The 23621-nt window shown below is 60.2% G+C and carries 23 protein-coding genes and 1 tRNA gene; 10 read left to right on the top strand and 14 right to left on the bottom strand.

The window, feature by feature from the left end:
• Positions 1 to 36 precede the first annotated feature (36 nt).
• From ACLB1Z_RS02415 to ACLB1Z_RS02430, 4 genes are all read left to right on the top strand, one after another.
• Positions 37 to 1704, top strand: coding sequence for a TIGR01244 family sulfur transferase (locus ACLB1Z_RS02415; protein ID WP_409561881.1), 1668 nt, complete (start codon positions 37 to 39; stop codon positions 1702 to 1704).
• Positions 1705 to 1722: 18 nt separating this feature from the next.
• The gene (locus ACLB1Z_RS02420; RefSeq protein WP_409561882.1) at positions 1723 to 2511 is read left to right on the top strand and encodes a sulfite exporter TauE/SafE family protein; all 789 of its coding nucleotides are present in this window, start codon (positions 1723 to 1725) and stop codon (positions 2509 to 2511) included.
• A 91-nt stretch (positions 2512 to 2602) separates the two neighbouring features.
• Complete coding sequence (locus tag ACLB1Z_RS02425; protein WP_409561883.1) at positions 2603 to 3901, top strand: glycosyltransferase; 1299 nt, start codon at positions 2603 to 2605, stop codon at positions 3899 to 3901.
• Positions 3902 to 3927: 26 nt separating this feature from the next.
• Positions 3928 to 4272, top strand: coding sequence for a cupin domain-containing protein (locus ACLB1Z_RS02430; RefSeq protein ID WP_409561884.1), 345 nt, complete (start codon positions 3928 to 3930; stop codon positions 4270 to 4272).
• A gap of 9 nt (positions 4273 to 4281) precedes the next feature.
• Here ACLB1Z_RS02430 and ACLB1Z_RS02435 read toward each other — a convergent pair whose 3' ends face one another.
• A complete protein-coding gene (locus ACLB1Z_RS02435; RefSeq protein ID WP_409561885.1) occupies positions 4282 to 5562 on the bottom strand; it encodes a cation:proton antiporter in 1281 nt (426 codons plus the stop codon).
• Positions 5563 to 5798: 236 nt separating this feature from the next.
• Here ACLB1Z_RS02435 and ACLB1Z_RS02440 point away from each other — a divergent pair, with 236 nt between their 5' ends.
• Both ACLB1Z_RS02440 and ACLB1Z_RS02445 read left to right on the top strand, forming a co-directional pair.
• Positions 5799 to 7064 carry an MFS transporter gene (locus tag ACLB1Z_RS02440; protein ID WP_409563218.1) on the top strand — a complete coding sequence of 422 codons (1266 nt, stop codon included), beginning with the start codon at positions 5799 to 5801 and terminating at the stop codon, positions 7062 to 7064.
• Between the two features lie 275 nt (positions 7065 to 7339).
• Entirely contained in the window at positions 7340 to 8050 is a 711-nt protein-coding gene (locus ACLB1Z_RS02445; RefSeq protein ID WP_409561886.1) for a dual specificity protein phosphatase family protein, read from the top strand.
• 110 nt (positions 8051 to 8160) lie between these two features.
• Here ACLB1Z_RS02445 and ACLB1Z_RS02450 read toward each other — a convergent pair.
• From ACLB1Z_RS02450 to ACLB1Z_RS02470, 5 genes are all read right to left on the bottom strand, one after another.
• Positions 8161 to 8246, bottom strand: a tRNA-Leu gene (locus ACLB1Z_RS02450).
• A gap of 73 nt (positions 8247 to 8319) precedes the next feature.
• Entirely contained in the window at positions 8320 to 8664 is a 345-nt protein-coding gene (locus tag ACLB1Z_RS02455) for a hypothetical protein (RefSeq protein WP_409561887.1), read from the bottom strand.
• Between the two features lie 11 nt (positions 8665 to 8675).
• Complete coding sequence (locus ACLB1Z_RS02460; RefSeq protein WP_409561888.1) at positions 8676 to 8978, bottom strand: hypothetical protein; 303 nt, start codon at positions 8976 to 8978, stop codon at positions 8676 to 8678.
• Between the two features lie 91 nt (positions 8979 to 9069).
• On the bottom strand, positions 9070 to 11046 hold the full coding sequence (locus ACLB1Z_RS02465) for a methylmalonyl-CoA mutase family protein (protein ID WP_409561889.1): 1977 nt from the start codon (positions 11044 to 11046) through the stop codon (positions 9070 to 9072).
• Between the two features lie 135 nt (positions 11047 to 11181).
• Positions 11182 to 11544: a hypothetical protein gene (locus tag ACLB1Z_RS02470; protein WP_409561890.1), complete on the bottom strand. Its 363-nt coding sequence runs from the start codon at positions 11542 to 11544 to the stop codon at positions 11182 to 11184.
• A 224-nt stretch (positions 11545 to 11768) separates the two neighbouring features.
• Here ACLB1Z_RS02470 and ccrA point away from each other — a divergent pair, with 224 nt between their 5' ends.
• Positions 11769 to 13082, top strand: coding sequence for a crotonyl-CoA carboxylase/reductase (gene ccrA, locus ACLB1Z_RS02475; protein ID WP_013945752.1), 1314 nt, complete (start codon positions 11769 to 11771; stop codon positions 13080 to 13082).
• 74 nt (positions 13083 to 13156) lie between these two features.
• Here the strand turns inward: ccrA and ACLB1Z_RS02480 are convergent, their stop codons facing one another.
• Complete coding sequence (locus tag ACLB1Z_RS02480) at positions 13157 to 14065, bottom strand: YihY/virulence factor BrkB family protein (protein ID WP_409561891.1); 909 nt, start codon at positions 14063 to 14065, stop codon at positions 13157 to 13159.
• 354 nt (positions 14066 to 14419) lie between these two features.
• Between ACLB1Z_RS02480 and ACLB1Z_RS02485 the strand changes: the two genes are divergently transcribed.
• From ACLB1Z_RS02485 to ACLB1Z_RS02495, 3 genes are all read left to right on the top strand, one after another.
• Entirely contained in the window at positions 14420 to 16099 is a 1680-nt protein-coding gene (locus tag ACLB1Z_RS02485) for an acyl-CoA dehydrogenase family protein (protein WP_409561892.1), read from the top strand.
• Between the two features lie 26 nt (positions 16100 to 16125).
• Positions 16126 to 16518 carry an META domain-containing protein gene (locus ACLB1Z_RS02490; protein ID WP_409561893.1) on the top strand — a complete coding sequence of 131 codons (393 nt, stop codon included), beginning with the start codon at positions 16126 to 16128 and terminating at the stop codon, positions 16516 to 16518.
• 190 nt (positions 16519 to 16708) lie between these two features.
• Entirely contained in the window at positions 16709 to 17533 is an 825-nt protein-coding gene (locus tag ACLB1Z_RS02495) for an SDR family NAD(P)-dependent oxidoreductase (protein ID WP_409561894.1), read from the top strand.
• A 15-nt stretch (positions 17534 to 17548) separates the two neighbouring features.
• Here the strand turns inward: ACLB1Z_RS02495 and ACLB1Z_RS02500 are convergent, their stop codons facing one another.
• The 7 genes from ACLB1Z_RS02500 to ACLB1Z_RS02530 all read right to left on the bottom strand — a co-directional run bounded on the left by ACLB1Z_RS02500 (position 17549) and on the right by ACLB1Z_RS02530 (position 23604).
• Complete coding sequence (locus tag ACLB1Z_RS02500; RefSeq protein WP_409561895.1) at positions 17549 to 18061, bottom strand: DNA-deoxyinosine glycosylase; 513 nt, start codon at positions 18059 to 18061, stop codon at positions 17549 to 17551.
• A 37-nt stretch (positions 18062 to 18098) separates the two neighbouring features.
• A complete protein-coding gene (gene rlmH / locus ACLB1Z_RS02505; RefSeq protein ID WP_409561896.1) occupies positions 18099 to 18581 on the bottom strand; it encodes a 23S rRNA (pseudouridine(1915)-N(3))-methyltransferase RlmH in 483 nt (160 codons plus the stop codon).
• A 66-nt stretch (positions 18582 to 18647) separates the two neighbouring features.
• Positions 18648 to 19109, bottom strand: coding sequence for a ribosome silencing factor (gene rsfS, locus ACLB1Z_RS02510; protein ID WP_013945759.1), 462 nt, complete (start codon positions 19107 to 19109; stop codon positions 18648 to 18650).
• A 111-nt stretch (positions 19110 to 19220) separates the two neighbouring features.
• On the bottom strand, positions 19221 to 19874 hold the full coding sequence (locus ACLB1Z_RS02515; protein WP_409561897.1) for a nicotinate-nucleotide adenylyltransferase: 654 nt from the start codon (positions 19872 to 19874) through the stop codon (positions 19221 to 19223).
• A gap of 26 nt (positions 19875 to 19900) precedes the next feature.
• Positions 19901 to 21187, bottom strand: a complete 1287-nt coding sequence (locus ACLB1Z_RS02520) for a glutamate-5-semialdehyde dehydrogenase (protein WP_409561898.1) — start codon at positions 21185 to 21187, stop codon at positions 19901 to 19903.
• A 3-nt stretch (positions 21188 to 21190) separates the two neighbouring features.
• Positions 21191 to 22351 carry a glutamate 5-kinase gene (proB, locus tag ACLB1Z_RS02525; RefSeq protein WP_409561899.1) on the bottom strand — a complete coding sequence of 387 codons (1161 nt, stop codon included), beginning with the start codon at positions 22349 to 22351 and terminating at the stop codon, positions 21191 to 21193.
• Positions 22352 to 22500: 149 nt separating this feature from the next.
• A complete protein-coding gene (locus tag ACLB1Z_RS02530) occupies positions 22501 to 23604 on the bottom strand; it encodes a calcium:proton antiporter (protein ID WP_409561900.1) in 1104 nt (367 codons plus the stop codon).
• Positions 23605 to 23621 lie beyond the last annotated feature (17 nt).

Consider the following 23621-nt stretch of genomic DNA (forward strand, 5'->3'; position numbering starts at 1 on the left):
CCCCGCCTTTTTCGATTTTCGCCATAGGACCTCGTGATGACCCCTAAAAAGCTTACCGACGATCTCTCGGTTTCGCCTCAGATTTTGCCCGGAGATGTTGCCGAGCTGGCGGCCATGGGATTCAAGTCGATCATTGATAATCGGCCTGATGGCGAAGGGTCGGATCAGCCCTCATTTGCCGAAATCGAGCGGGCTGCGAAAGCGAGTGGACTGACGGCACGGTATGTGCCGGTCGAAAGCGGCAAGGTCAGCGATGCCGATGCCGTGGAGTTCGGCGCAGCCCTTGCGCATATGCCCAAACCTATTCTTGCTTACTGCCGGACCGGCACGCGCAGCACCACGCTTTGGGCGCTCGCCGAGGCCGGCCGCATGCCGATGGCCGACATTCTGTCGAAGGCGAGTGCGGCAGGTTACGACATGTCCGGCGTTGCCAGTCGCATCGCTACAGGCGGCCGGATCGCATCGAGTGGCCCGGTCGAAAAATACGATATCGTCATTGTCGGCGGCGGCGCTGCAGGCGCTGCGGTTGCGGGAAGTTTGTTCGCGCGTAAGGGCAATCTGAAAATCGCGATCATCGATCCGGCCGACGTTCACTATTATCAGCCGGGCTGGACGCTCGTTGGTGGCGGCGTATTTACGCCTGAGCAAACCGTGCGGAAGATGGGTTCCGTGCTGCCGCGAAAGGCGACGTGGATCAAGGCCGCGGTTGCCGGTTTCGATCCGGACAACAATAGCGTGGTGCTCGAAGGTTGCCGCGCAATCCGGTACGATCATCTCATCGTTTGTCCCGGGTTGAAGCTCAACTGGGGCGGTATCGAAGGATTGACGGAGACGATCGGCAAGAACGGCGTAACGTCGAACTACCGCTACGACCTTGCTCCTTATACATGGGAGCTGGTCAAAGGGCTGAAGGCGGGGCGGGCGATCTTCACCCAGCCGCCAATGCCGATCAAGTGCGCAGGAGCGCCGCAGAAGGCGATGTATCTGTCGGCCGATCATTGGCTGCGGACTGGATGCCTCAACAAGATCAACATCGAGTTTGATAACGCCGGTGCGGTGCTGTTCGGCGTGCCCGACTATGTACCCGCCTTGATGAACTACATTGAGCGCTACCATGTGCAGCTCAACTTCGGGCACAATCTAGTTTCGGTCGACGGTCCGGCGAAGCGCGCGCGTTTCGCGAAGGCTTTGCCGGATGGCACGAAAGAGATAGTCGAAAAGTCATTCGACATGATGCACGTCTGTCCGCCGCAGATCGCGCCGGATTTCATTCGTGCTAGTGTTCTGGCCGATGCTGCAGGATGGGTGGATGTCGATCCATCGACACTGAGACATAAGACGTACAAAAACATCTTCGGTCTCGGCGACGCCACCAATACGCCGAACGCGAAAACTGCGGCCGCGGCGCGCAAACAGGCGCCCGTCGTCGCCGAAAACGTTCTTCATGACATGGGGTATCGCCAAAGCCAGTGCGTCTATGATGGGTACGGTTCTTGCCCGCTCACGGTAGAACGCGGAAAGATCGTGCTTGCCGAGTTCACTTATGGCGGCAAGCTTTCGCCGTCATTCCCATCGGCGCTGCTTGATGGTCGCAAACCATCGCGAGCGGCTTGGCTTCTCAAGGAACGCATTCTCCCGCCGATCTACTGGCAGGCCATGCTGAAGGGCCGCGAGTGGATGGCAAAGCCCAAAGTCATGGCCTAACGGGAAGGCCGTGAATTCATGGAACACAATCTTCTAGCCGTCTTCTCCGGTTCGCTGGTCGGATTCGTTTTGGGATTGATCGGTGGCGGTGGATCGATTCTAGCCGTTCCTTTGCTCGTCTACGTTGTCGGCGTGCAGTCCCCGCATGTGGCGATCGGCACCAGCGCCGTTGCGGTGGCCCTAAGTGCCGTCGCGAGCCTTGTCGATCATGCGCGGCACGATCATGTCAAATGGCGGTGCGCCATCGTATTTGCCGCGGCCGGTATCGTCGGAGCCGCACTTGGGTCGGAACTCGGAAAGCAGGTCGACGGCCAAAAGCTGCTGCTGTTCTTCGGCATTCTCATGCTTGTCATTGCCGGGATGATGTTCATGAAGAAACATTCCGGCGGCAACGAAACAGTCGAATTGACCGCTGAAAGCGCGCCGAAACTGTTGCCCTATCTTTTGGGTTATGGCGTCCTGGTCGGCGCCGTTTCGGGGTTCTTTGGGATCGGCGGCGGCTTCCTTATCGTTCCAGGGCTCATGGCTGCAACGAACATGCCGATGATTTTCGCCATCGGGTCATCACTGTTCTGCGTCGCAGCTTTCGGTTTCACGACGGCCGGCAATTATGCGCTGTCGGGATTTGTCGATTGGCAGCTTGTCGGACTTTTCATTTCCGGCGGTGTCATTGGTGGTCTTATCGGACGGCAAGCCAGCTCGGCGCTGGCGAAAGAGAAGCGTCTGCTGTCGCAAAGTTTCGCCGCGATCGTGGCCGTGGTCGGCGTCTACGTCGTTGCCCGCGGCATTCCTGCGATCACCGGTTGAGCGCGTAAGCGCTCAGTTCCCTCTTGCCGAAGCTTGGTCCGCCGGTTGATGATATCGACCGGTGATCGGGCTGGTAGGGAGCGGGGTGCGGATGGCCGAGCAGAAAACGGTGGCGTTCTTTCCAGAGGCCGCCTACGGGCCGGCGCTTAATTCGGTGGGTATTGCTCAGGCCATAGAGGCGCGTGGACATAAAGCGGTTTTTCTGTCGGATCCCGGTTTCGTCGACGTTTATCGCTCGTATGGTTTTGAAGCTCATCCTGTCAATCTGTCGGAGCCGATGCCGCCGGAAGAGATGGCCAAGTTCTGGATCGATTTCATCAACGGGCATATCCCGAATTTCCGCAAATCCCCGTACGACCAGATCGACAACTATGTGAAGGATTGTTGGACCGCGATCGTCGATAGCGCGAAATGGGCGCAGAAGGATCTGCCCAGCGTCTTGAGCACGCTCAACCCCGATCTCATCGCCGTCGATAACGTGATCCTGTTTCCCGCGATCAAGCAGTTCGGCAAGCCGTGGGTGCGGATCATCTCGTGCTCGGAAAACGAGATCGAGGATCCGGCCATTCCTCCGCATCTTTCGGGATGTGCGCAGAACGATACCGAAGGCCATCAGCGGTATCGCGATCACTTCAACGACGTGATCAAACCCATTCATGACGATTTCAATGCATTTCTGGCGGACTGCAACGAAGCGCCGTATCCGATTGGCCAGTTCTTCGAGGCTTCGCCCTACATGAACCTGCTGCTTTATCCGGAAGCCGCAAAGTTCAGCCGCAGCGAGCCTCTGACGCCATCGCAGTTTCAGTATCTCGAAGGATGTGTACGTAAGGAGAAGCCCTACGAGGTTCCGGAGTTTGCAGCGAACAACGACAAGCCGCTCATTTATGTTTCGTTCGGTAGTCTCGGATCGGGCGACACCGAACTCCTGAAGCGGATTATCGGGGTGATGGGCACGCTGCCATACCGCGCGCTCGTCAACGTCGGCGATTACATGGACCAATATGAGTCCGTACCCCCGAACGTCGTCATCGATAAGTGGTTTCCGCAGCCGTCGGTCATTCCGCAGGTCGATGCCGTCATTCATCACGGTGGCAACAACTCGTTCACAGAGTGCCTCTATTTCGGGAAGCCCGCTATCATCATGCCCTATGTTTGGGACGGGCACGATAACGCCATGCGCGTCGAGGAGACGGGGCACGGATTCAAGATGCCGCGTTACGATTGGAGCGACGAAGAACTGGCGACCAAGCTTGACGCCTGCCTGCACGATCCGGCAATGCAGGCAAAGCTTGCCAAGACAAGCGCTCAGATGCTCGCACAAAACGGCCCGGAGAAAGCCGCGGCGATCATCGAGGCATTGCTTCAAAGCGGCCGCTACGACGGTTGAACGATCCATCCAGCAAGGACAAATCCGTGACCACACCGATTATACGCAACCCAGAAAACGTTACCGATCTTGCGGATTGGGGTGTCATCCCGACGATGCTCGAAGGGCAATCGCAGACGTCGGGCAAGCTGCTGCATAAGAACGCGAATGGCGAGTCGGAGTGCGGAATCTGGGTGTGCACGCCGGGAAAGTGGGAATGCCATGTGACGCGCGATGAGTTCTGCCATTTCCTCTCAGGCCGGTGCACGTACATTCGCGACGATGGCGAAGTGATCGAGATTTTGCCGGGAACGGCTGCATTTTTTCCGCAGGACTGGAAGGGCGTCTGCACCGTCCACGAGACCGTCCGCAAAGTCTATATGATCCGTTGAGGCCGCAAGTCACGAAGTCTTTGCCGCTTCGCTTTTTCCGTCGGACGGAGTTCCGTAGAGTGCTACGATGACGCGCGGCGCCAGAAGTCCCTGCACGACGATGGTGAAAATCACGACGGCGTAGCAAGCAGCGATCAGGTCATCGGTGTAGGGGCCTTGCGGCGCGATTTGAACCAACGCAACTGAAATCGCGCCGCGCAGTCCAATCCAGGTCAAAAGGAATGGGGTTTTCAGCGGCTCTTTCGTATTCCGTCGCAGGAGCCACGGCGGAAGTCCGACGCTCAGGAAGCGAGAGAGAAACGCAAGCGGGATCGCCGTTGCCGCCGAGACGATGGCGAATTGCGATACGGTCATCGCTAGAATCTCAAAGCCGAGCAGGACAAACAAGAGCACGTTGAGAACGCTATCGACCAGTGACCAGAAAACGCGGATTTTCCGCTGTCTTTCATCGTCGTCAATTTTCGACATGGGCCGGTTGGCGAGAACGATGCCGCAAATGACGACGGCAAGCGGGCCGGATAATCCCATGCTCGTTGCCAGCCGATAAGTTCCAAGTGCCAATGCGAGAGAGGCGATTATCGCGATCTCGTCGTCCTTGATGATGGTCATCAGCCACGAAACGAGAAATCCAGTCACTAAACCGAGCAAGATGCCGCCGCCTCCTTCGACCAGCATCGCCGACAGAAACCGGCCGTGACCGAAGACGTTTCGGTCGCCCGCGATTACGGCCAGCGCCGACAGAAACAATACGATCGCCGTCCCGTCATTGAAGAGGCTTTCGCCCACGATGGTCGATTTCAAAGACGGCGGGAGCGGCGCAGACTTGAGCAGGCCTTCGACCGCGATGGCATCGGTCGGAGCCAGGATCGCTCCGAGCAGGAAACACCAGGCAAGGGGAATTGCCATGCCCCAAAGATGCAACACGCCCCAGAACGAGAATGTGAAAATCGCCGTCGAGAGCATCACGCCCAACGTCGCGAGGCTGAATACAGCAACGGCGTTAATGCGCAGATCGCGAAGGTTCGCGTGCAAGCTCGACGCGAAAAGCAGCAACGCGAGAAGACCGTCCAGCAAGACGCGCGGCAGGTGCGCGCCGCCGATGCGTTCTTCGATCAGCGCGGCGATGTGGAAATTTTCGATCGTGTGGCTGGCAAGCAGGACGAGAAGCGAAAGCAGCAATGAGCCAAGCAATTGCGCGATCACGCTCGGGATGCGGAAATAGCGCTCGTTAATGATACCGACGACGGTGGCGAGGATGAGAATAATAGCGCCGATATCGAATGCGGACACAGATTTTCACCTTGCTGAGCGGGAAGCCGTGCTCGAATGCCAGTTACGGAAGGACCGTGACCGGCAGCCTATCACGGCGGACGCGCTGTCATAATTTGCCGTTCATCTATTGCAAGATGAAGCGTCTTCGGCTTGCGGACCTCGGCGTCGGCTGAAATATTCCGTCAGTCCGAATCGCTTTTCGCCAGGTGAGCCCTTTGACAGGATCGAAACCGGTTTCTACGCGCCGCGTGCTGATGGCCAGTCTCGCCGGGACGGCGATCGAGTTTTTTGACTTTTATATCTATGCCACGGCGGCGGTGCTGGTTTTTCCGCACCTCTTCTTTCCAAACGCCGATCCGACGACCGCGACCTTGCAATCGTTCGCGACGTTTTCCATTGCGTTCTTCGCGCGCCCGATCGGCGCCATGCTGTTTGGGCATTTCGGCGATCGCATCGGACGCAAGGCGACGCTCGTCGCGGCGCTTCTCACCATGGGTCTTTCGACCGTCGCGGTGGGCTTGCTGCCGACCTATGCACAAGCTGGTATCTGGGCACCGTTGCTGCTTGCTGCGTGCCGCCTCTTTCAAGGGCTCGGGCTTGGCGGTGAATGGGGCGGTGCGGTGCTGCTCGCCACCGAGAATGCGCCGGACTCGAAGAAGGCGTGGTTCGGCATGTTTCCGCAGCTCGGCGCGCCGATCGGCTTTCTCTGCTCGACTGGCATCTTTCTGCTGATCACCGAAACGCTGACGGACGAGCAGTTCAAGGCGTTCGGGTGGCGCATCCCCTTTATCGCGAGTGCCGTGCTGGTTTTTGTCGGGCTGTATGTCCGGCTACGCATTTCCGAGACGCCGGCTTTCCAGCGCGCACTCGAGAAAGACGAGCGCGTGCGCGTGCCGCTGGCGACGGTGCTGACACAGCATTTCTGGCTTTTGATTATGGGGACGTTCGGTGCGCTGGCGACGTTCGTGCTGTTCTATCTAATGACCGTCTTCGCTTTAAGCTGGGGCATCAGCGCGCTTCACTTCACACGCGACGAATTCATGCCCATTCAGATGCTCGGTGTGATTTTCTTTGCCGTGACCATTCCGCTTTCGGCATGGCTCGCAGATCGCTTTGGCCGCCGCACCGTGCTGCTTTGGACAACGGCGCTGATCGGTGTCTTCGGATTATCGTTCGAGACGCTGTTCGGATCGGGGCAGACCTTCAGCGTGATCATGTTCATGATCATCGGCTTGGCATTGATGGGATTCACATATGGGCCGCTGGGGACGGCGCTGTCGGAGCCGTTTCCAGTGGGCGTTCGCTATACCGGCTCGTCTTTGGCCTTCAATCTGGCGGGCATCTTCGGTGCGTCGCTGGCGCCCTATATCGCGACGACGCTGGCGACGAAATACGGGATTTACGCCGTCGGGCTTTATCTCACCGCGGCCGCCACACTGACGTTCCTGGCCCTCTTGGGTCTCGGGAGGGTCAGCGGCGCCCACGAGCCGGTGACGCTACGGCGTGAACAGACGACATAGCCATTTTTGCCTAGGGGTTCTAGCTGAGTATGACGACGCGCATTTCGATGCAGAGTAGCGCGTTCGAGACGTGGATCTATGTAGCTGAAATTGCATGCTCTTTTTATCTTCGCGCATCTGCGTCGGAGATTTGCAATTGCCCTTTGGTCCAGGTTAAAGGCATAGATGCATGGCTCCGGCGGATGCGCCCTGTCTTTGGGCAGTTTGGGGCATCGTCGTCGCGTCATTGTTGTGATTTACACGTACTAACCGACTGAAATCCCGGCGCGAGATTGATGGACGAAGTCGTCGATAGAGCAAATGGTGTCGGAACGAAGGGCTTTGCTCCCAGACCGGTGTTGACCCTTGCCGATCGGGTGCGTGCCTGGTTCGATCTTGTTTTTGTCGATCACGGTCTGCTGCGGCTCTGCTATTGCAACCGGCATCGGGTCGATCAGCGCTTGTGGCGCTCTGCACAGCCGACTCCCGGTGACTTACGGCGGGAAAAACGGCGCGGCATTCGCACGGTGCTGTGTGTGCGCGGGGGGTTCCCGTTCCGGCCTTGGCCCCTTGAGCAAGAAGCCTGTGAGCGGTTCGGTCTCGAACTTTATAAGGTCGGCATTCGTGGTCGAGAGGCGCCTTACAGGAACGATCTGCTCGCGCTGATAGATCTGTTTTCATCAATCGAGTATCCGGCGCTGGTTCACTGCAAATCGGGCGCGGATCGGAGTGGTTTCGTCGCGGCCGTTTATCTCATGGCGAGCGAGGGCCGCCGCGCCGATGACGCGATGCGTCAGCTGTCGCTTCGCTTCGGCCATTTGCGCACTTCGCGCGCCGGGATTCTCGGAGAGGTCATCAAGGCCTATCGCGCCGAAGGCGAGGCGCGGGGGCTTGATTTTCGACAGTGGGTCGCAACCTGCTACGATCGCGATGCCGTTACCGCGCGTTTTCAACCCCGACCTTTTCCGACAGCAATTGTCGATCAGCTGTTACGGCGTGAGGGGTAGGCTTTTTCCAGGCCGGCGGTGCCCGACTGCGGGCGTCCAATCGCTTAAGGAATTCAGCACCGCGAAATGTCTCGCGCGCAGGGGGTGCCTGGCAGCGTGCCAGCAAAAAATGGTGCCCCAGGAGGGACTCGAACCCCCACACCCTTGCGGATAGCAGATTTTGAGTCTGCCGCGTCTACCGTTCCGCCACTGAGGCAAGCCGCCCCGGAAACGGGGCGAAGCGGCGACTTATAACGGCCGTTGTCGCCACGTCAACGCAGGGCAAGCGGTTATCTGAGGGTATGCGTCACCCGGCCCGTAGCGTGGTGGTGCTCGACGACCTGGATTTTGTCGCCGATCTTGAGGTTACGGGATTTATAGGCGAGCACGCGGACGAGCTGGCCGTCGTCCAGGCGGACGATGACATTTTCGCCGTCAGCCGAATTCTGCTTGGAAACCAGGGGCTCCAGGTCCGTGACTGTGCCACCGATGTCCTTGTTGTCGACCTTGAGATCCAGCTCTTCGTAGCTGAATGCCAAGCCGATCACCGCGATGATGCCGAGGCCGATGGCGGCCATTTTGGCGCGGTCAATCCAGAGTGCTCGTTCAAGACGCTTTCTAGTTTCTTCGCGCAAGGGCCCCTCCCTTAATCGCGCTGCGTGTACCAGACCTGGCCCCAGGGTGTCATCCACTCCGTGATGGATATGTCCGCGCCGACGGGAAAGCTTTGGGGATTTTTGGTCGCCACGTCGATCATACGGCCGTCCGGCAGCCGCACTTTGAACCGCGGCGGGGTGGCTGGGAACCATTTCGGCACCGGATTCCCTCGGTCGACGGCGACGACGGTGCCGGTGAGCGCCCCTTTCTCTCGCGAAAACAGATCACGGGCGAGGCCCCAGGCGATGCCTGCGGCAAGCAAGATCAGGAAGAGGACGACCCAGGTCTTCATCGATTCTTTTCAGGGGCTGCGGCGACACGCGTTCCGCGCCGGTCGCCGCGGCGGGCGACCGGATCCGGGAGAGGACAATGAGCCTCCGTCGTCAGGCTGCCTTCGCGTAGCGATCCACGAGCTTCACGATATCGGCCATGATGTCGTTCAGCTGGAAGTCCTTGGGCGTATAGACGGCAGCGACCCCAAAGGCCTTTAGCGTCTTTTCGTCTTCCGGCGGGATGATGCCGCCGACAACGACCGGGACGTCTTCCAAGCCTTCCTTGCGCATGCGATCCATCACGTCTTTGACGAGCGGGACGTGCGAGCCGGAGAGGATCGACAGGCCGACGACGTGAACCGACTCATCGACTGCGGCGCGAACAATCTGGCTTGGGGTGAGGCGAATACCCTCGTAGACGACTTCCATACCGACGTCGCGGGCGCGGACGGCGATCTGCTCGGCGCCGTTCGAGTGGCCGTCGAGGCCGGGCTTGCCGACGAGGAACTTCAGGCGGCGGCCCAGCTTCTCGGAGGCTGCATCGACCGATTTTCGCACCTCTTCCAAGGCGGCGCTATCGCGCGCGACGGCAGCTTGCGAGACGCCGGTCGGAGCGCGGTACTCGCCAAATATTTTGCGCAACAGGCCGCCCCATTCGCCCGTCGTCACGCCGGCCTTGGCGGCAGCGATCGAGGGCTCCATGATGTTGCGCCCCTCTTTCGCGGCGGCTTCGAGATCTGCGAGTGCTTTGGCGACGGCCTTGTCGTCGCGCGACGCGCGCCAAGACTTCAGGCGTTCGACCTGATCGATCTCGACGGCTGGATCGACGACGAGGATCGCTCCCTCACCTGCGCCAAGCGGAGAAGGTTCTGTCTCGGTCCACTTGTTGACGCCGACCAAAACCTGTTCGCCTGACTCGATGGCGGACAGCCGAGCGGTGTTGCTCTCGACGAGATTGCGCTTCATGTAATCGATGGAGGCGATGGCGCCGCCCATGCGTTCAATCGTCTGGAGTTCGTTCTTCGCCTCTTCTTTTAAGGCGTCGACTTTGCGCTTGATCTCAGCCGAGCCATCGAAGATGTCTCCGAATTCAAGCAGGTCGGTCTCGTAGGCGAGGACCTGCTGCATGCGCAGTGACCACTGCTGATCCCATGGCCGCGGAAGGCCGAGCGCCTCGTTCCATGCCGGAAGCTGAAGGGCGCGGCAGCGCGCGTTCTTGGAGAGCGTAACGCCGAGTGCAGCGATCAAAATGCGGTAGACGTTGTTTTCGGCTTGGGGCTCAGTCAGGCCCAATGAGTTCACCTGCACGCCATAACGGAACATGCGGTTCTTGGGGTCCGTGACGCCGTAGCGGTCTCGCGTGATTTCATCCCAAAGTTCGTTAAACGCCCGCATTTTGCAGACTTCGGTAATGAACTTGAGGCCGGCATTCACGAAGAAGGAGACGCGTCCGACAACGGTGCCGAAGTCTTTCTCGGGCACCTCGCCGGAAGCCTTCACGGTGTCGAGAACAGCGATGCCGGTCGCCAACGCGTAGGCGAGTTCCTGCACCGGCGTGGCCCCTGCTTCCTGCAGATGGTAAGAGCAGACGTTCGTCGGGTTCCACTTCGGCACGTGCTGGTAGGAGTAAACAATCGTGTCCTTGATGAGACGCAGCGACGGCTCCGGCGGGAAGACGTAGGTGCCGCGCGACAGGTATTCCTTGATGATGTCGTTCTGAATGGTGCCCTGCAGCTTCCTGCGGTCGGCACCCTGCTCGTCGGCTGTGGCGATGTAGAGCGACAGCAGCCAAGCCGCCGTGGCGTTGATCGTCATCGAGGTGTTCATCTGCTCGATGGGGATATCGGCGAACAGGGTGCGCATATCTCCCAGATGCGAGACCGGGACGCCGACCTTGCCGACTTCGCCACGGGCAAGCTCATGGTCGGAATCGTAGCCGGTCTGAGTCGGGAGATCGAAAGCAATCGAGAGGCCCGTCTGGCCCTTTGCCAAGTTTTTCTTATAGAGCGCGTTCGACTTCGCAGCGGTCGAGTGTCCGGCGTAGGTCCGGAACAGCCACGGCTTGTCGCGCACGATTTTATCCGACATCGAAAGGGTGCCCCTTAGGCTCGGGTCAAAGACACTGGAAAAGACCTAAAGTAACCGATTGCGGCGATACAGCAAAATCGGCAGTTCGCCGCGTTTTCGGGTTGCGGCGGTTTTGTCGGCGGCGATGCAATCAGCCTAGCGGCGGATGCGCGGCGGCCTGGATGGGATGGCGACGAGCTTCGTCCGGCTCACGCGGTATTCGGTGAAAAGCGCCCAAAGCCAGTTGCCCATGAGAATAAGAAACAATGCGGCCAGCGTCCCGATCGCCACCGAGATCGCGGTGTTGACGGTCTTATCGTACGAAAGGGTAATCAACTGTTGGGCCAGAAGGGTAGGGGCGAGGATGCCTCCAGCCGCTAGAATGGGCGTGGAGAGCCAAGCGAGCGTTGGCGAGCCGACAATCTCGTGAATAAACAGACAGACGGCGCCCGCAAATGCGAGGGAAATATAGACAGTGATGGAATCGACGTCCTGGAGCTGCCACCAAAAGTCTTGCATTGCGTGCGTCCTAGAGGCCCATATAGGGCGGATTAGGCAGCTAAAATATCGTTCTCCCGTTAAAGAGGAATTGAGCGAATATTAACTGCGGACTAACCCTCTTCATTGCAGCGCAAAAACGTGCTTCATACTGCGATCCCCGCGCGGAGAGCAGGGGGCAAACGCGAAGAAGACGAGCCATAACGGCCCTCGTCGCGGGGACAAGGTCGGGAGACGCAACACCAATGTCGAGCCAGAACTTGGCAGCCAAAAGCGAAGTATCCGATGCTTCGGTGACGGCAGGAATTAAGAAAGACCTATATGAAATAGGGGAAATTCCCCCGCTCGGACATGTTCCCAAAAACATGTACGCCTGGACGATCCGCAAGGAGCGTCAGGGCGAGCCCGACAAGGCGATGCAGGTTGAGGTGGTGCCGACGTGGGAACTCGATAGCCACGACGTGCTCGTCCTCGTTATGGCGGCCGGCGTCAACTACAACGGCGTGTGGGCATCGCTGGGCGTGCCGATCTCAATGTTCGACGTCCACAAGCAGCCTTACCACATTGCTGGATCGGATGCTTCGGGCATCGTTTGGGCCGTTGGCTCAAAGGTGAAGCGCTGGAAGGTCGGGGACGAGGTTGTGGTTCACTGCAACCAAGACGACGGCGACGATGAAGAATGCAACGGCGGCGATCCGATGTTTTCGACGTCGCAGCGCATCTGGGGCTACGAGACGCCGGACGGTTCGTTTGCGCAATTTTGCCGCGTGCAGGACCGCCAGCTTCTCGAACGTCCGAAGCATCTGACGTGGGAAGAAAGCGCCTGCTACACGCTGACGCTCGCAACCGCTTACCGCATGCTGTTCGGCCATCGTCCGCATGTCCTGCGGCCCGGCCATAACGTGCTGGTGTGGGGTGCTGCCGGCGGTCTTGGCGCATTCGCGGTGCAGCTGTGTGCGACGTCGGGCGCCAACGCCATCGGCGTCGTGTCCGATGACGACAAGCGCGACTTCGTCATGCAGCTCGGTGCAAAAGGCGTCATCAACCGCAAGGACTTCAAGTGCTGGGGACAGCTGCCGAAAGTGAACTCGCCTGAGTATCACGAGTGGCTGAAGGAGATGCGCAAGTTCGGCAAGGCGATCTGGGACATCACGGGCAAAGGCGTCAACGTCGACTGCGTGTTCGAGCATCCCGGCGAGACGACGATTCCGGTCTCGGTGCAGGTCGTGAAGCGCGGCGGCATGGTCGTGATTTGCGCCGGCACCACCGGTTATAATCTGACGATGGATGCGCGTTATCTCTGGATGCACCAGAAGCGCGTGCAAGGTTCGCACTTCGCCAACCTGATGCAGGCAAGCCAGGCCAACCGTCTCGTCATCGAGCGGCGCATCGACCCGTGCATGTCGGAAGTGTTCTCGTGGGAGCAGATCCCCAAGGCGCACATGCGCATGATGAGGAACGAGCACAAGCCGGGCAATATGGCGGTGCTTGTCCAGGCGCCGACGACGGGTCTTCGCACGCTTGAAGATGTCATCGAGGCCGGGCCGAAGTCAGCCTGATTTTACTCACGATCTAATATCGAGGGCCCCTTACCGGACTTGCCGGTGAGGGGCCCTTTTGCATTTGTGCCCTATCAGGATTTTTGTTGCGCTGGCGCTTGTCGCGAGGCGTCGGCGCGGAAGGCGGCGCGTTCGGCAGCTTCCCGGCGCATGCGCTTCATTTCCATGATTCCACGGTTGAATTCGGCACCGAGCAGGATCGTGATGGCCGTGAATTGGAAAAAGATCAGCGCGATCATGAGCTGGGAAAGACCGGCGTAGAACAGAGAGTAGTTCGTGATTTCGAGATAGTTCGACCATAGTCCCGCCAGCGCCAGCCAGAGTACGATCGTCAGCGCGATTCCGGGCCAGACATCGGCCATCCGCCGCTGGCCTGCCGCCAGCAGTAAATGCAACGCAAAGAGCTGAGCGGCCATCACGGCACCTGAGAGGCCGTAGCGAATGACCGGTCCGATGTCGCTCGAATCGACGAGAATTCGGACCCAGTTGTCGGGCAGGTGCGACGCGATCGCCGGGCCGAAGACGCTCGGGCCGACGACGACCGCCCAGGTAAGCACCAGCGTCGAGATGCCGTTAACGAAAACGAACAGCATGCTGATGAGCAGGCATAACGGATAGGGGCGTTTTTCGCGGACCCGGTAGGCGCCGTTCAAAGCCGCGCGCAGCGTTTCGACGGCGCTTGTTGCGAAAAACAGCGCCAGGAAACCGCTGACGGTGGCAAGATCGATACGCCGCGTGCCCATCACGGCTTCGATCTGAGGGGCGATGCCCTGGGCGACAGGGGCGGGCAGAATTGCAAACAGCTGATTGATCGCGTCCTGTGCCAGCTCACGGCCGCCGAAATAGCCTGATAAGGCGCCGAGAAAGATGCAGAACGGAAAGATCGAGACGACGAACGAGAACGCGACTGCGCCGGCCATCGCGAAGCCCGAATGCTCGTAAACCCGATAAAGGGCTTCGACCAATCTGCGCATGCGCTTCATATGGTGTCTCTTCTCCCGGGACGCCTTGATTTTGTGGCGCGGAACCTAGTGTTTCGGCCAACTCCGGTCCACAGGTCAATTTCCGGCTGTGAGTGCGGGTCTAGCGAGACGTCGGCAATTCGGACACAGTCCAAAGGACGGGCTCGATATCGTAAACACGGAAAGGCCGGTGCGGTTCGTAATGCTTTCGGGGAGGTGGGCCGCGACGCATTTTCGCGCGGATAGGTCGCGAGAGCATTTGTTGCGGTCGATGACCAGTTGACTAATCATTCCCGAGCGGTGAATTGGTCGCGCAGCGCATCAGATTTGGCCCGGCATTGCCCCGGGCATATAGGTATTCCTCAGGAGAAACGAATGTCCGTGACGCCCATGAAGGCTGGAGAAAATCTTCTCGCCGCCGGTCCCGTCAAGCTTATTGAGCGGTGCGGCGAAGCCGTGGCGTCGGCGGACAAGATCCTGCAGGCCGCCAAAGCCGGTGTCAGGATAAAAATTCAGGAAGAGGGCGGCGTTGATCAGGCGCAACATGCCGCGCACGGTCTGGCGTGGCTGGCGACGACGGTCGAAGGTCTGCGCCAGATGCACGACTGGGCGGCCCGCCTCCAGGAGGAAGGACGGTTCGGCGAGTTCGAGCAACTATTGCTGATCGCAGCTTTTGGCGAATACGCGGCGCAGATCGCGAACGGCATCCCGATGAGCCAGCTCGAAATCGCCCGCGCTGATGCGCTGGGCGTGCCGAAGGCAGAGCTTCGCCGTTACGAGGATTCGGTTGCGGATCTCGTCGCGGAAGGTGGTGCGGAAAGTGTGAAGGCCCGCCTTGCCGAGCTGATCGCGGCGCAGCCCGAAGCCATGACCTTCGGTGATACGGGCCTCGATGAGACGCACGCGCAGATCCAGGATCTGATGCGCAAGTTCAGCCTTGAGGAAGTCATTCCGCACGCACACGAGTGGCACCTCAAGAACGAATACATTCCGCTCGATGTGATCGCGAAGCTGGCGGAGCTTGGCGTTTTCGGTCTGGCGCTACCGGAAGAATTCGGCGGCATGGCGCTGGGCAAGGAATCGATGTGCGTCGCTTCGGAAGAGCTGTCGCGCGGCTACATCGGCGTCGGTTCGCTCGGTACGCGCGCAGAAATCGCGGGCGAGCTCATATTGCACAACGGCACGCCAGAGCAGAAAGAGAAGTATCTGCCGAAGATCGCGTCCGGCGAAATGCTGCCGACGGCCGTTTTCACCGAACCGAACACGGGCTCCGACCTCGCGTCGCTCAAGACGCGCGCTGTGAAGGACGGCGACGTTTACAAGATCACAGGCCAGAAGACGTGGATCACGCATCCCGTCCGCGCTGACATCATGACCGTGCTGACGCGCACCAATCCGAATGAGGCGGGTTACAAGGGCCTGTCGATGTTCCTCGCCGAGAAGCCGCGCGGTTCAGACGACGAGCCGTTCCCCGCCAAGGGCATGACGGGTGGCGAGATCGAAGTTCTCGGCTATCGCGGCATGAAGGAATACGACATCTCCTTCGACAGCTTCGAGGTCCCGGCGGAAAACTTGCTCGGTGGCGTCGAGGGACAGGGCTTCAAGCAGCTCATGAACACGTTCGAGGGTGCGCGCATCCAGACGGCGGCGCGTGCGGTCGGCGTGGCGCAGTGCGCGATGGACCTCGGCCTCAAGTATGCGCTGGAACGCGTGCAGTTCGGTAAGCCGATCTATTCGTTCCCGCGCGTGCGCAACAAGGTCGTGATGATGGCGGTCGAAACGATGATCGCGCGGCAGCTCACCTATTTCTCGGCGCGCCAGAAGGATGCCGGCCGGCGCTGCGATCTTGAAGCGGGCATGGCGAAGCTGCTCGGCGCGCGTGTCGCTTGGGCCAACGCGGATAACGCGCTGCAGATTCACGGCGGCAACGGTTTCGCTCTCGAATATCCGATCAGCCGCGTGCTTTGCGATGCGCGCATTCTGAACATCTTCGAAGGTGCGGCCGAGATTCAGGCGCAGGTTATCGCGCGGCGTCTGCTCGAAGGCGCAAACTGAGTGGGGCAGCGAGGGAAGCCGTCGGTATGCGGTACATCATAACAATCCTCGCCGGTGTGCTCTGGTTTGCGCTCGGAGCGCAGGCCATGGCGCAAGAGGACGATGATGGGCCGCTGACCGCAACGTGGGTCGCGACGGAACTTGGTGGCAAGCCGGTCGATGGACCGACGCTTGCCTACACGACGGACCGCGTGTCGGGCACGGGCGGCTGCAATCGCTTCAAGGGCCCGATCACTATTGAGGACGATGCCATCCAGATCGGGCCGCTTGCTGCGACGAAGATGATGTGCGAGGGCAAATCGGAGATCGAGGCGCAGTATTTCGCCGCGCTCGAAGCGGCGCGGTCTTTCACCGTGCAGGGTGATACGCTGACTCTCAAAGCCGAAGATGGCCACGATCTCGTGAAGTTCCGGAAGTGATTCGAGGCGGGTGACACGCGCGCACGGGATCAAGCTCAAAACATATGCGGCATAACCCGGCTCTCGGGGAAAGACGCGGCGCTTCGGCTCGTGCTAAGGCAAACCTCCAGTATTTTGTTTGCGCCTTCCAACTCTTCTCCGAAGAGCCGGCCGGAAGGCGCGAACGAATGGCCTCGATCACTGGAGTCCAATGACACGGTCTATTCTCATTACCGGATGCTCGTCCGGCATCGGGCTTGATGCAGCCCGGACCATGCGTGAGCGCGGGTGGCGTGTTATCGCGACGGCGCGAAAGGCAGACGATCTCGCGCGTTTGAAGAACTTCCTGAACGTCGAAGTGCTGCCGCTCGAACTTGCCGACTCACAGTCGATCGCAACGTGCGCCATTCGTGCCTTGGAGATGACGCGCGGCAAACTCGATGCGCTGTTCAACAATGCTGCGTTCGGTCAGCCGGGCGCGGTGGAAGATCTGACGCCGAAGCTTCTGCGCGAGCAGTTCGAAGTAAACGTCGTCGGCACGCACGATCTGACGCGGCGGCTCATTCCGGCGATGCGCAAGAACGGCGCGGGGCGGATCGTCAATTGCTCGTCGGTGCTCGGCATGATCGTCGCGCCTTATCGCGGCGCTTATTGCGCATCAAAATTTGCGCTTGAAGCGCTGACGACGTCGTTGCGGCTTGAACTCGAGGGGGCAGGCATTCATGTGTCGCTGATCGAGCCGGGGCCGATCCGGACGCGCTTTGTCGAGCATTCGGTGGACCGATTGCTGGCGACGGTTGATATCGACAATTCTCCCCATCGCGACGTTTATCGTACGCGGCTCGAAGCCATGCAGGCCGGCGGACAGCAAACGTTCAAGCTCGAACCAGAAGCGGTAACGAAGAAGCTGATCCATGCGGTCGAAAGTTCCAGGCCGCGGCGGCATTACTATGTGACGACGCCAACTTACTTGGCGGCGGCGATGCGCCGGTTTCTACCGCAGTTTGCGATTGATTATTTCGCGCGGCGGTTTTGATTTTGGGCCGGAAGGTCAGAGGGTGGCTGCGAGTATCTCTTGCCACTTGGCGGCTTTTGCCGCTGGCGCCCGCGCAAAGGCCGGACTGGTGGACGGCAACGCCGGCAACAAAACGAGATTGGCAGGAAGATCCTGCTTTTTCTGCACGTGTCGCTTGAAGAATTTATTCGCGTTATTTCCATTGAAAGCGACGGTTCGGATCATCGGATATTGACGAAAGAAGCTCGCCAAATCGTTGGCGCATTCGTTTTTGATGGCGGAGTCGAGTGCAGTTCCGTTCCTCTCGGCACTATGCAGAACATCCCATAGAGCAACTTTACTCCGCCGCACCATATCGACTCGGTCAGCGTATGCTGATGGAAGCTTTTCTCCGCATATCTCTGCCATGATCGGCCAGAACTGATTGCGGGCGTGACCGTAGTATTGCTGCAGTTCCAGCGATACCTCGCCTGGCAAAGTACCGAGAACAAGAAGACGTGCATTCGGCCCGACGATTGGAAGAAAACTATACTTCGATAGGACTTCCATTCTGGACCTCTACAGCTGGCGTTTCGGAACATCGATCTCATGCGCGATGATAAGGATGACCCGCGAGGATCGTGGCGGCACGATAAAGCTGCTCAGCCAATACAACACGCGCAAGGCCGTGGGGAAGCGTCAACGCGCCGAGGGAGAGTTTCAGGGTGGCTGCGCTTAGGACAGCTTCGCCGTGGCCGTCCGGACCGCCAATGAGGAAGACGCAGGACTTCGCACCGCCGTCGCGCGTCTCACGCAGGAAGGCAGCGAAGGCTTCGCTGGTAAGCGATTTGCCGATCGGCTCAAGGGCGACCGTGATGTCGCCTGGTCCGACATCGCGCAGCAATCTCGCAGCCTCGTCACGCTTGCGCTCGGCGACGTCGGCGGCGCGGCTTTCGGGATATTCGCGAATGTCGATTGGGCCGAGACCAAGCGGCTTACCGGCGCCGTTCAGCCGTTTGGCATAGCGCTCGACGATGGCGCGCTCCTCGGCGTCTTTCAATTTGCCGACCGCGGAAATGGCGATGCGCATCAAGGGGAGGCTCCGCGGCCGAAGGGTTCAGCCGCGTTTCAACAAAATGCTTCTCGGGTCTCGCGCTTAGTGCTGCGAGCTATCGCCACGCGATGCGTCCGGCGGAATCTCCGCCTGCCACATCTTTTCGAGGTTGTAGAATTCGCGGACCTCGGGGCGGAAGACGTGGACGATGATATCGCCCGTGTCGATCAGCACCCAGTCGCAGGCGTTCAGGCCTTCGACGCGAACCCGGGCTTCGCCGCGCGCCTTCAGCTTCTCGCGCAGCTGCTCGGCAATGGCGCCGACGTGCCGGTCGTTACGGCCCGACGCGACGACCATGAAGTCGCCGAGCGCTGACTTGCCTTCGAGGGGGATGGAAACGATTTCTTCTGCCTTAGCCTCGTCAAGCCAATTGACGATGTCATCGAGCAGGGCTGCCGTGTCCGGCGCCTTGGCGGCGGACGGGGCAATTGAGGAGCTCTTGCGAGCGGCCTCGGTTGTGGGTCGGATCAAGCGGCGAGCGTCCTTTGCTGGTTGGTCCCGCATGTCACTACGGCCCGGACAATCCGGACACCGCTGATACTAAAGGGCGTCGGCCTGAGCCGCAATTGGAAATGCGCTCTAGGCCGTCTTAAAAGTGTCATAAAAGTCATAGGCTTAGGCGTTTTCACGCGCAGAGTGGGGTGCGGCTCTGCGCAGGGCGGTGGAGGAAAGCCCGGAAAGCCGGATGGTCAGCAGCATCCAGGCGGGGGGCTGGCGGTCGGCCAGAGAAGCGGCTTCGGACTCCGGAAGCCGGTAGCGTTTCAGCCACTGGGCGGCGGGGGAGGCGAGGCCAGCGTGTCGCCATCCGGGCCGGTCGACGACGGCAATCGGCATGGTCTGGGCGATCTCGCGCCAATGCTGCCATCGGTGGAACGAGGCTAGGTTATCGGCGCCCATGACCCAGACGAAGCGAACGGCCGGGAAGCGGTGACGGAGGAACGACAGGGTGCCCGCCGTGTAGCGGGTGCCGAGTTCGCGCTCGAAACCGGTGATCTTCATGCGCGGGCCGTGAGCGAAGACCTCGACGAGTTCCATGCGGCTGTCGAGTCCCGACAGGCCGTCGTGGGATTTGAGCGGATTGCCGGGCGTGATCAGCCACCACAACTGGTCGAGGCCAAGCCGATTCACGGCGGCCTCCGCAGCGATGCGGTGACCGTCGTGGGGCGGATTGAACGTTCCCCCCATGATCCCGATGCGCTGCCCGGGAAGGCAGAGAGGGGTGTGGACGCGAAGGGAGCCAAAGCTTTGCGGCGGAATCTTTCGCGTCAACTCAGACGTGCCTCATTCCACATACGTCACTTCGGCCGGATCTGGCCGGTGCCGCGCACCTTGTACTTGAAGCTCGTCAGCTGTTCGACGCCGACCGGGCCGCGCGCGTGCATCTTGCCGGTCGCGATGCCGATCTCGCCGCCAAAGCCGAACTCGCCGCCATCGGCGAACTGGGTCGAGGCGTTGACCAGAACGATTGCCGAGTCGACCTCGTTGAGGAACCGTTCGGCTGCGGCAGCATCTTCGGTGATGATGGCGTCGGTATGCTGCGAGCTATAGCGTGCGATATGGTCGATGGCGCCTTCGACCCCGTCGACCAGCTTCACGGCGATGATCGCATCCAGAAACTCTTTGCCGAAGTCGTCGGGCGCAACGGGCTTCACGCGCGCATCGGTTTTCTGGATCGCAGCGTCGCCGCGGACTTCGCAGCCCGCTTCCAGCAAGGCTTTCACCAGCGGCGTGACGATATCAGACGTCGCGTTCTTGTCGATCAGCAGACACTCAGTCGCGCCGCAGACGCCGATGCGGCGCATCTTGGCGTTGACGACGAGCGGTACCGCAATGTCCATGTTCGCGGCCTTGTCGACGTAGGTGTGGCAGATGCCTTCGAGATGCGCGAAGACCGGCACACGCGCTTCCGTCTGCACGCGCTCGACGAGGCTTTTGCCGCCGCGGGGTACGATGACGTCAACGGCGCCTTCGAGGCCGCGCAGCATCATGCCGACGGCTTCGCGGTCGGTCGTCGGCACGAGTTGGATCGCGGCTTCGGGCAGTCCGGCCGCGCGCAGGCCCTCGACGAGGCAAGCGTGAATGGCGATACTCGAATGGTGGCTGTCGGAGCCGCCACGCAGGATCGAGGCATTGCCCGCCTTGAGCGAAAGCGCACCGGCGTCAGCCGTTACGTTCGGGCGGCTCTCATAAATGATGCCGATGGTGCCAAGCGGAACACGCACGCGCTGGAATTTCAGGCCGTTCGGCCGAGTCCATTCCGCCAGAACGGTGCCGACGGGATCGGGCAACTCCGCGATCTCTTCCATACCCTTGGCGACGCCTTCGATGCGCTTCTCGTTGAGTTCGAGGCGGTCGATGTAGGATGCGAGGCGGTTGGCGGCTTTCGCGGCTTCGACATCCTTGGCATTGGCCTCAAGGATTTTCGGAACGGCAGCGCGCAACGCTTTGGCCGCGGCCTTCAGAGCCGTGTTCTTTTCTTCCGGCGCGGCGATGGCGAGGCGGCGGCTCGCAGCTTTCGCAGCTTCGCCGATGCCGCGCATGATCGCTGCGGTTTCGTTTTCGATGCGCTCCGGTTTGTTCATCGCTCAAGTCCTCGTCAGCGCCATGTCATCCCGATGGATGAGAGTGGTGCGCCCTTCGTAGCCCAGGATCGTGGCAATATCGCTCGAATGCTTGCCCATGATACGCCGGGCATCGGCCGCCGCATAGGCAATCAGGCCGCGCCCAAGCTCACGGCCGTCGGCAGACCGTATAATAACGGCATCGCCTCTGTCGAACGAGCCGTCGATGCGCGTTACGCCAGCAGGCAGGAGGCTTTTGCCTGTCAACAAGGCTTTCTCGGCGCCGAGATCCAGGAAAATCTGGCCGTTGGGCACGAGCTGGCCGGAAATCCAGCGCTTACGGGCCGTCACGGGATCGGATTTGGCAATAAACCACGTCACACGCGCGCCTTCGGAAATGGCGCGCAGCGGATGATGAATCTTGCCTGTCGTGATGACCATGTTGGTGCCCGCGGCGAGCGCGATCTTGCCGGCGGTGATCTTGGTCTTCATGCCGCCTTTCGACAGCTCGGTTCCGGCGTCACCCGCCATCGCTTCGATCTCCGGCGTAATCTCGGTGACGAGCGGAATATGCTTGGCGTCCGAATCTTCGTTCGGCGGTGCGGTGTAGAGGCCGTCGATATCCGACAGCAGCACCAAGCAATCAGCGGATACCATCGACGCGACGCGGGCGGACAGCCGGTCGTTGTCGCCGTAGCGGATTTCTGTGGTGGCGACGGTGTCGTTCTCGTTGACGACGGGAATGGCCTTTAGGTTGAGCAGGACTTCAATGGTGTTGCGGGCGTTCAAATAGCGGCGGCGCTCTTCAGTGTCGCCGAGCGTCAGCAACACTTGGGCAGCCGTCAGGCCGCGGGCTCCGGCAAGCTCGCGATAGGCGTGGGCGAGGCTGATCTGGCCGACGGCGGCGGCCGCCTGGCTCTGTTCGAGCGCCAACGGGCCTTTCGGCAAGCCCAATGCATGGCGGCCGAGTGCGATCGAGCCCGACGAGACCAGGATGACTTCCTTGCCCGCGCGCGAAAGGGCGGCGACGTCATCCATTAACGAATTGAGCCACTCGGCTTTCAGGCCGCCGGTTGTCCGGTCCGTCAGCAGCGCGGAGCCGATCTTGACGACAATGCGCTGCGCCTCGGCCCATTCGGGCCGTGCGGTCGGCGTCGTAGCGTTGGAAGCGGTGATGCCGGCCATTGTCATCTCGGAAACGGTGTCAAAATAGGTAAGCTTGGGCGTGCCTTATCTGCAAATGTCGCCATTCCGGCAAGGGGAAGGGCTCGCATATCGGCAATGCCGGGCGGAATTTTACCAAATATGCCGCGAAAACGTCGCTAAACGCCTCTTTACGGCACGAAGGCGAGAAACAGGAACGTCCCAAAGATCACAAGGTGAAGAAAGCCGAACAGGACGTTGGTGCGGCCGGTTCCAAACGTCAGGATGCTGGCCGCCAGCGTCATGACGATGAGCGCCAAATCCCCCGGTTCGAGACCGAGGACCAGGGGCGTGTGCAGAAAGAGGTTGGCGGCCGCAATAGCCGGTATGGTCAGGCCGATGGTCGCCAGCGACGAACCGAGCGCCAGGTTCAGGCTTTTCTGAAGCTGATTATTTCGGGCGGACTTCACGGCTGCAATCGATTCCGGCATGAGCACAATCAGTGCGATGATGACGCCGCTGATGCTCGATGGTGCGTCGAGCTTCGAGACGCCGACGTTGATGATGATCGCTACGAGCTTCGCCAAGAGAACGACGGCCGCCAATGCAACACAAAGGAAGAACGCCGAGAGCGCGAGCTTGCCCTCCGCCGGACCCGACGACTCCGTTGCGGTATGGGGGTGCTCGCCGACGAAATAGCCACGATGCAGAACGGTCTGCGTATATAGGAACACCAGATAGAGCGCGATCGTCACGATGCTGATGTAGCTAAGCTGGCTTTCCGAATAGAGCCCTCCTGGAACCGTCGTCGTGTAGTTCGGCAGGATGAGCGTGAGCGTCGCCAGAACGATCAGCATGGCGAGGTAGATCTTCGCCGACGTCACGTCGAAGGTCTGTTCTCGGAAGCGAAGACCTCCAACGACGATGCAAAGCCCGACGAGACCGGTCGTGACGATCATGATGACGGCGAAGACGGTTTCTCGCACGAGCGTCGGCGTCGCCTTGCCGGTGAGCATCAATGAGATGATTAGCGCCAACTCGATGATCGTGACGGCGACTGTCAGGACGAGTGTGCCGACTGGCTCACCCATAATGTGGGCGACTTCCTCCGCGTGGTAGACGGCCGCAAACACAACGCCGATGAGCATCGGGACGAGGAGGATTGTGTTGACGATACCGAGAGTGTGCGTCGAGAAATCCTCGCCATAGCTCGTAGCAGTGGCTTCGATGAAAAGTAGAAGCCCAAGCACAGGCACGACCCATGTCCAGACCGGTGTGCGCGCGGAGTGGGTCATTTCGAGACTTCCTGATG

Source organism: Hyphomicrobium sp. MC8b (genome assembly GCF_905067615.1).
Lineage (GTDB): Bacteria > Pseudomonadota > Alphaproteobacteria > Rhizobiales > Hyphomicrobiaceae > Hyphomicrobium_B.

Excerpts from the sequence above, each read along its gene's own strand:
- ACLB1Z_RS02500 (WP_409561895.1), bottom strand. The coding sequence starts at position 18,061 with ATGGAAGTCCTATCGAAGTATAGTTTTCTTCCAATCGTCGGGCCGAAT.
- ACLB1Z_RS02445 (WP_409561886.1), top strand. The coding sequence starts at position 7,340 with ATGGACGAAGTCGTCGATAGAGCAAATGGTGTCGGAACGAAGGGCTTT.
- ACLB1Z_RS02485 (WP_409561892.1), top strand. The coding sequence starts at position 14,420 with ATGTCCGTGACGCCCATGAAGGCTGGAGAAAATCTTCTCGCCGCCGGT.
- ACLB1Z_RS02490 (WP_409561893.1), top strand. The coding sequence starts at position 16,126 with ATGCGGTACATCATAACAATCCTCGCCGGTGTGCTCTGGTTTGCGCTC.
- ACLB1Z_RS02520 (WP_409561898.1), bottom strand. The coding sequence starts at position 21,187 with ATGAACAAACCGGAGCGCATCGAAAACGAAACCGCAGCGATCATGCGC.
- ACLB1Z_RS02480 (WP_409561891.1), bottom strand. The coding sequence starts at position 14,065 with ATGAAGCGCATGCGCAGATTGGTCGAAGCCCTTTATCGGGTTTACGAG.
- ACLB1Z_RS02420 (WP_409561882.1), top strand. The coding sequence starts at position 1,723 with ATGGAACACAATCTTCTAGCCGTCTTCTCCGGTTCGCTGGTCGGATTC.
- rsfS (WP_013945759.1), bottom strand. The coding sequence starts at position 19,109 with ATGCGGGACCAACCAGCAAAGGACGCTCGCCGCTTGATCCGACCCACA.
- ACLB1Z_RS02470 (WP_409561890.1), bottom strand. The coding sequence starts at position 11,544 with ATGCAAGACTTTTGGTGGCAGCTCCAGGACGTCGATTCCATCACTGTC.
- ACLB1Z_RS02425 (WP_409561883.1), top strand. The coding sequence starts at position 2,603 with ATGGCCGAGCAGAAAACGGTGGCGTTCTTTCCAGAGGCCGCCTACGGG.
- ACLB1Z_RS02460 (WP_409561888.1), bottom strand. The coding sequence starts at position 8,978 with ATGAAGACCTGGGTCGTCCTCTTCCTGATCTTGCTTGCCGCAGGCATC.
- ccrA (WP_013945752.1), top strand. The coding sequence starts at position 11,769 with ATGTCGAGCCAGAACTTGGCAGCCAAAAGCGAAGTATCCGATGCTTCG.
- ACLB1Z_RS02530 (WP_409561900.1), bottom strand. The coding sequence starts at position 23,604 with ATGACCCACTCCGCGCGCACACCGGTCTGGACATGGGTCGTGCCTGTG.
- ACLB1Z_RS02495 (WP_409561894.1), top strand. The coding sequence starts at position 16,709 with ATGACACGGTCTATTCTCATTACCGGATGCTCGTCCGGCATCGGGCTT.
- ACLB1Z_RS02440 (WP_409563218.1), top strand. The coding sequence starts at position 5,799 with ATGGCCAGTCTCGCCGGGACGGCGATCGAGTTTTTTGACTTTTATATC.
- ACLB1Z_RS02465 (WP_409561889.1), bottom strand. The coding sequence starts at position 11,046 with ATGTCGGATAAAATCGTGCGCGACAAGCCGTGGCTGTTCCGGACCTAC.
- proB (WP_409561899.1), bottom strand. The coding sequence starts at position 22,351 with ATGGCCGGCATCACCGCTTCCAACGCTACGACGCCGACCGCACGGCCC.
- rlmH (WP_409561896.1), bottom strand. The coding sequence starts at position 18,581 with ATGCGCATCGCCATTTCCGCGGTCGGCAAATTGAAAGACGCCGAGGAG.
- ACLB1Z_RS02415 (WP_409561881.1), top strand. The coding sequence starts at position 37 with ATGACCCCTAAAAAGCTTACCGACGATCTCTCGGTTTCGCCTCAGATT.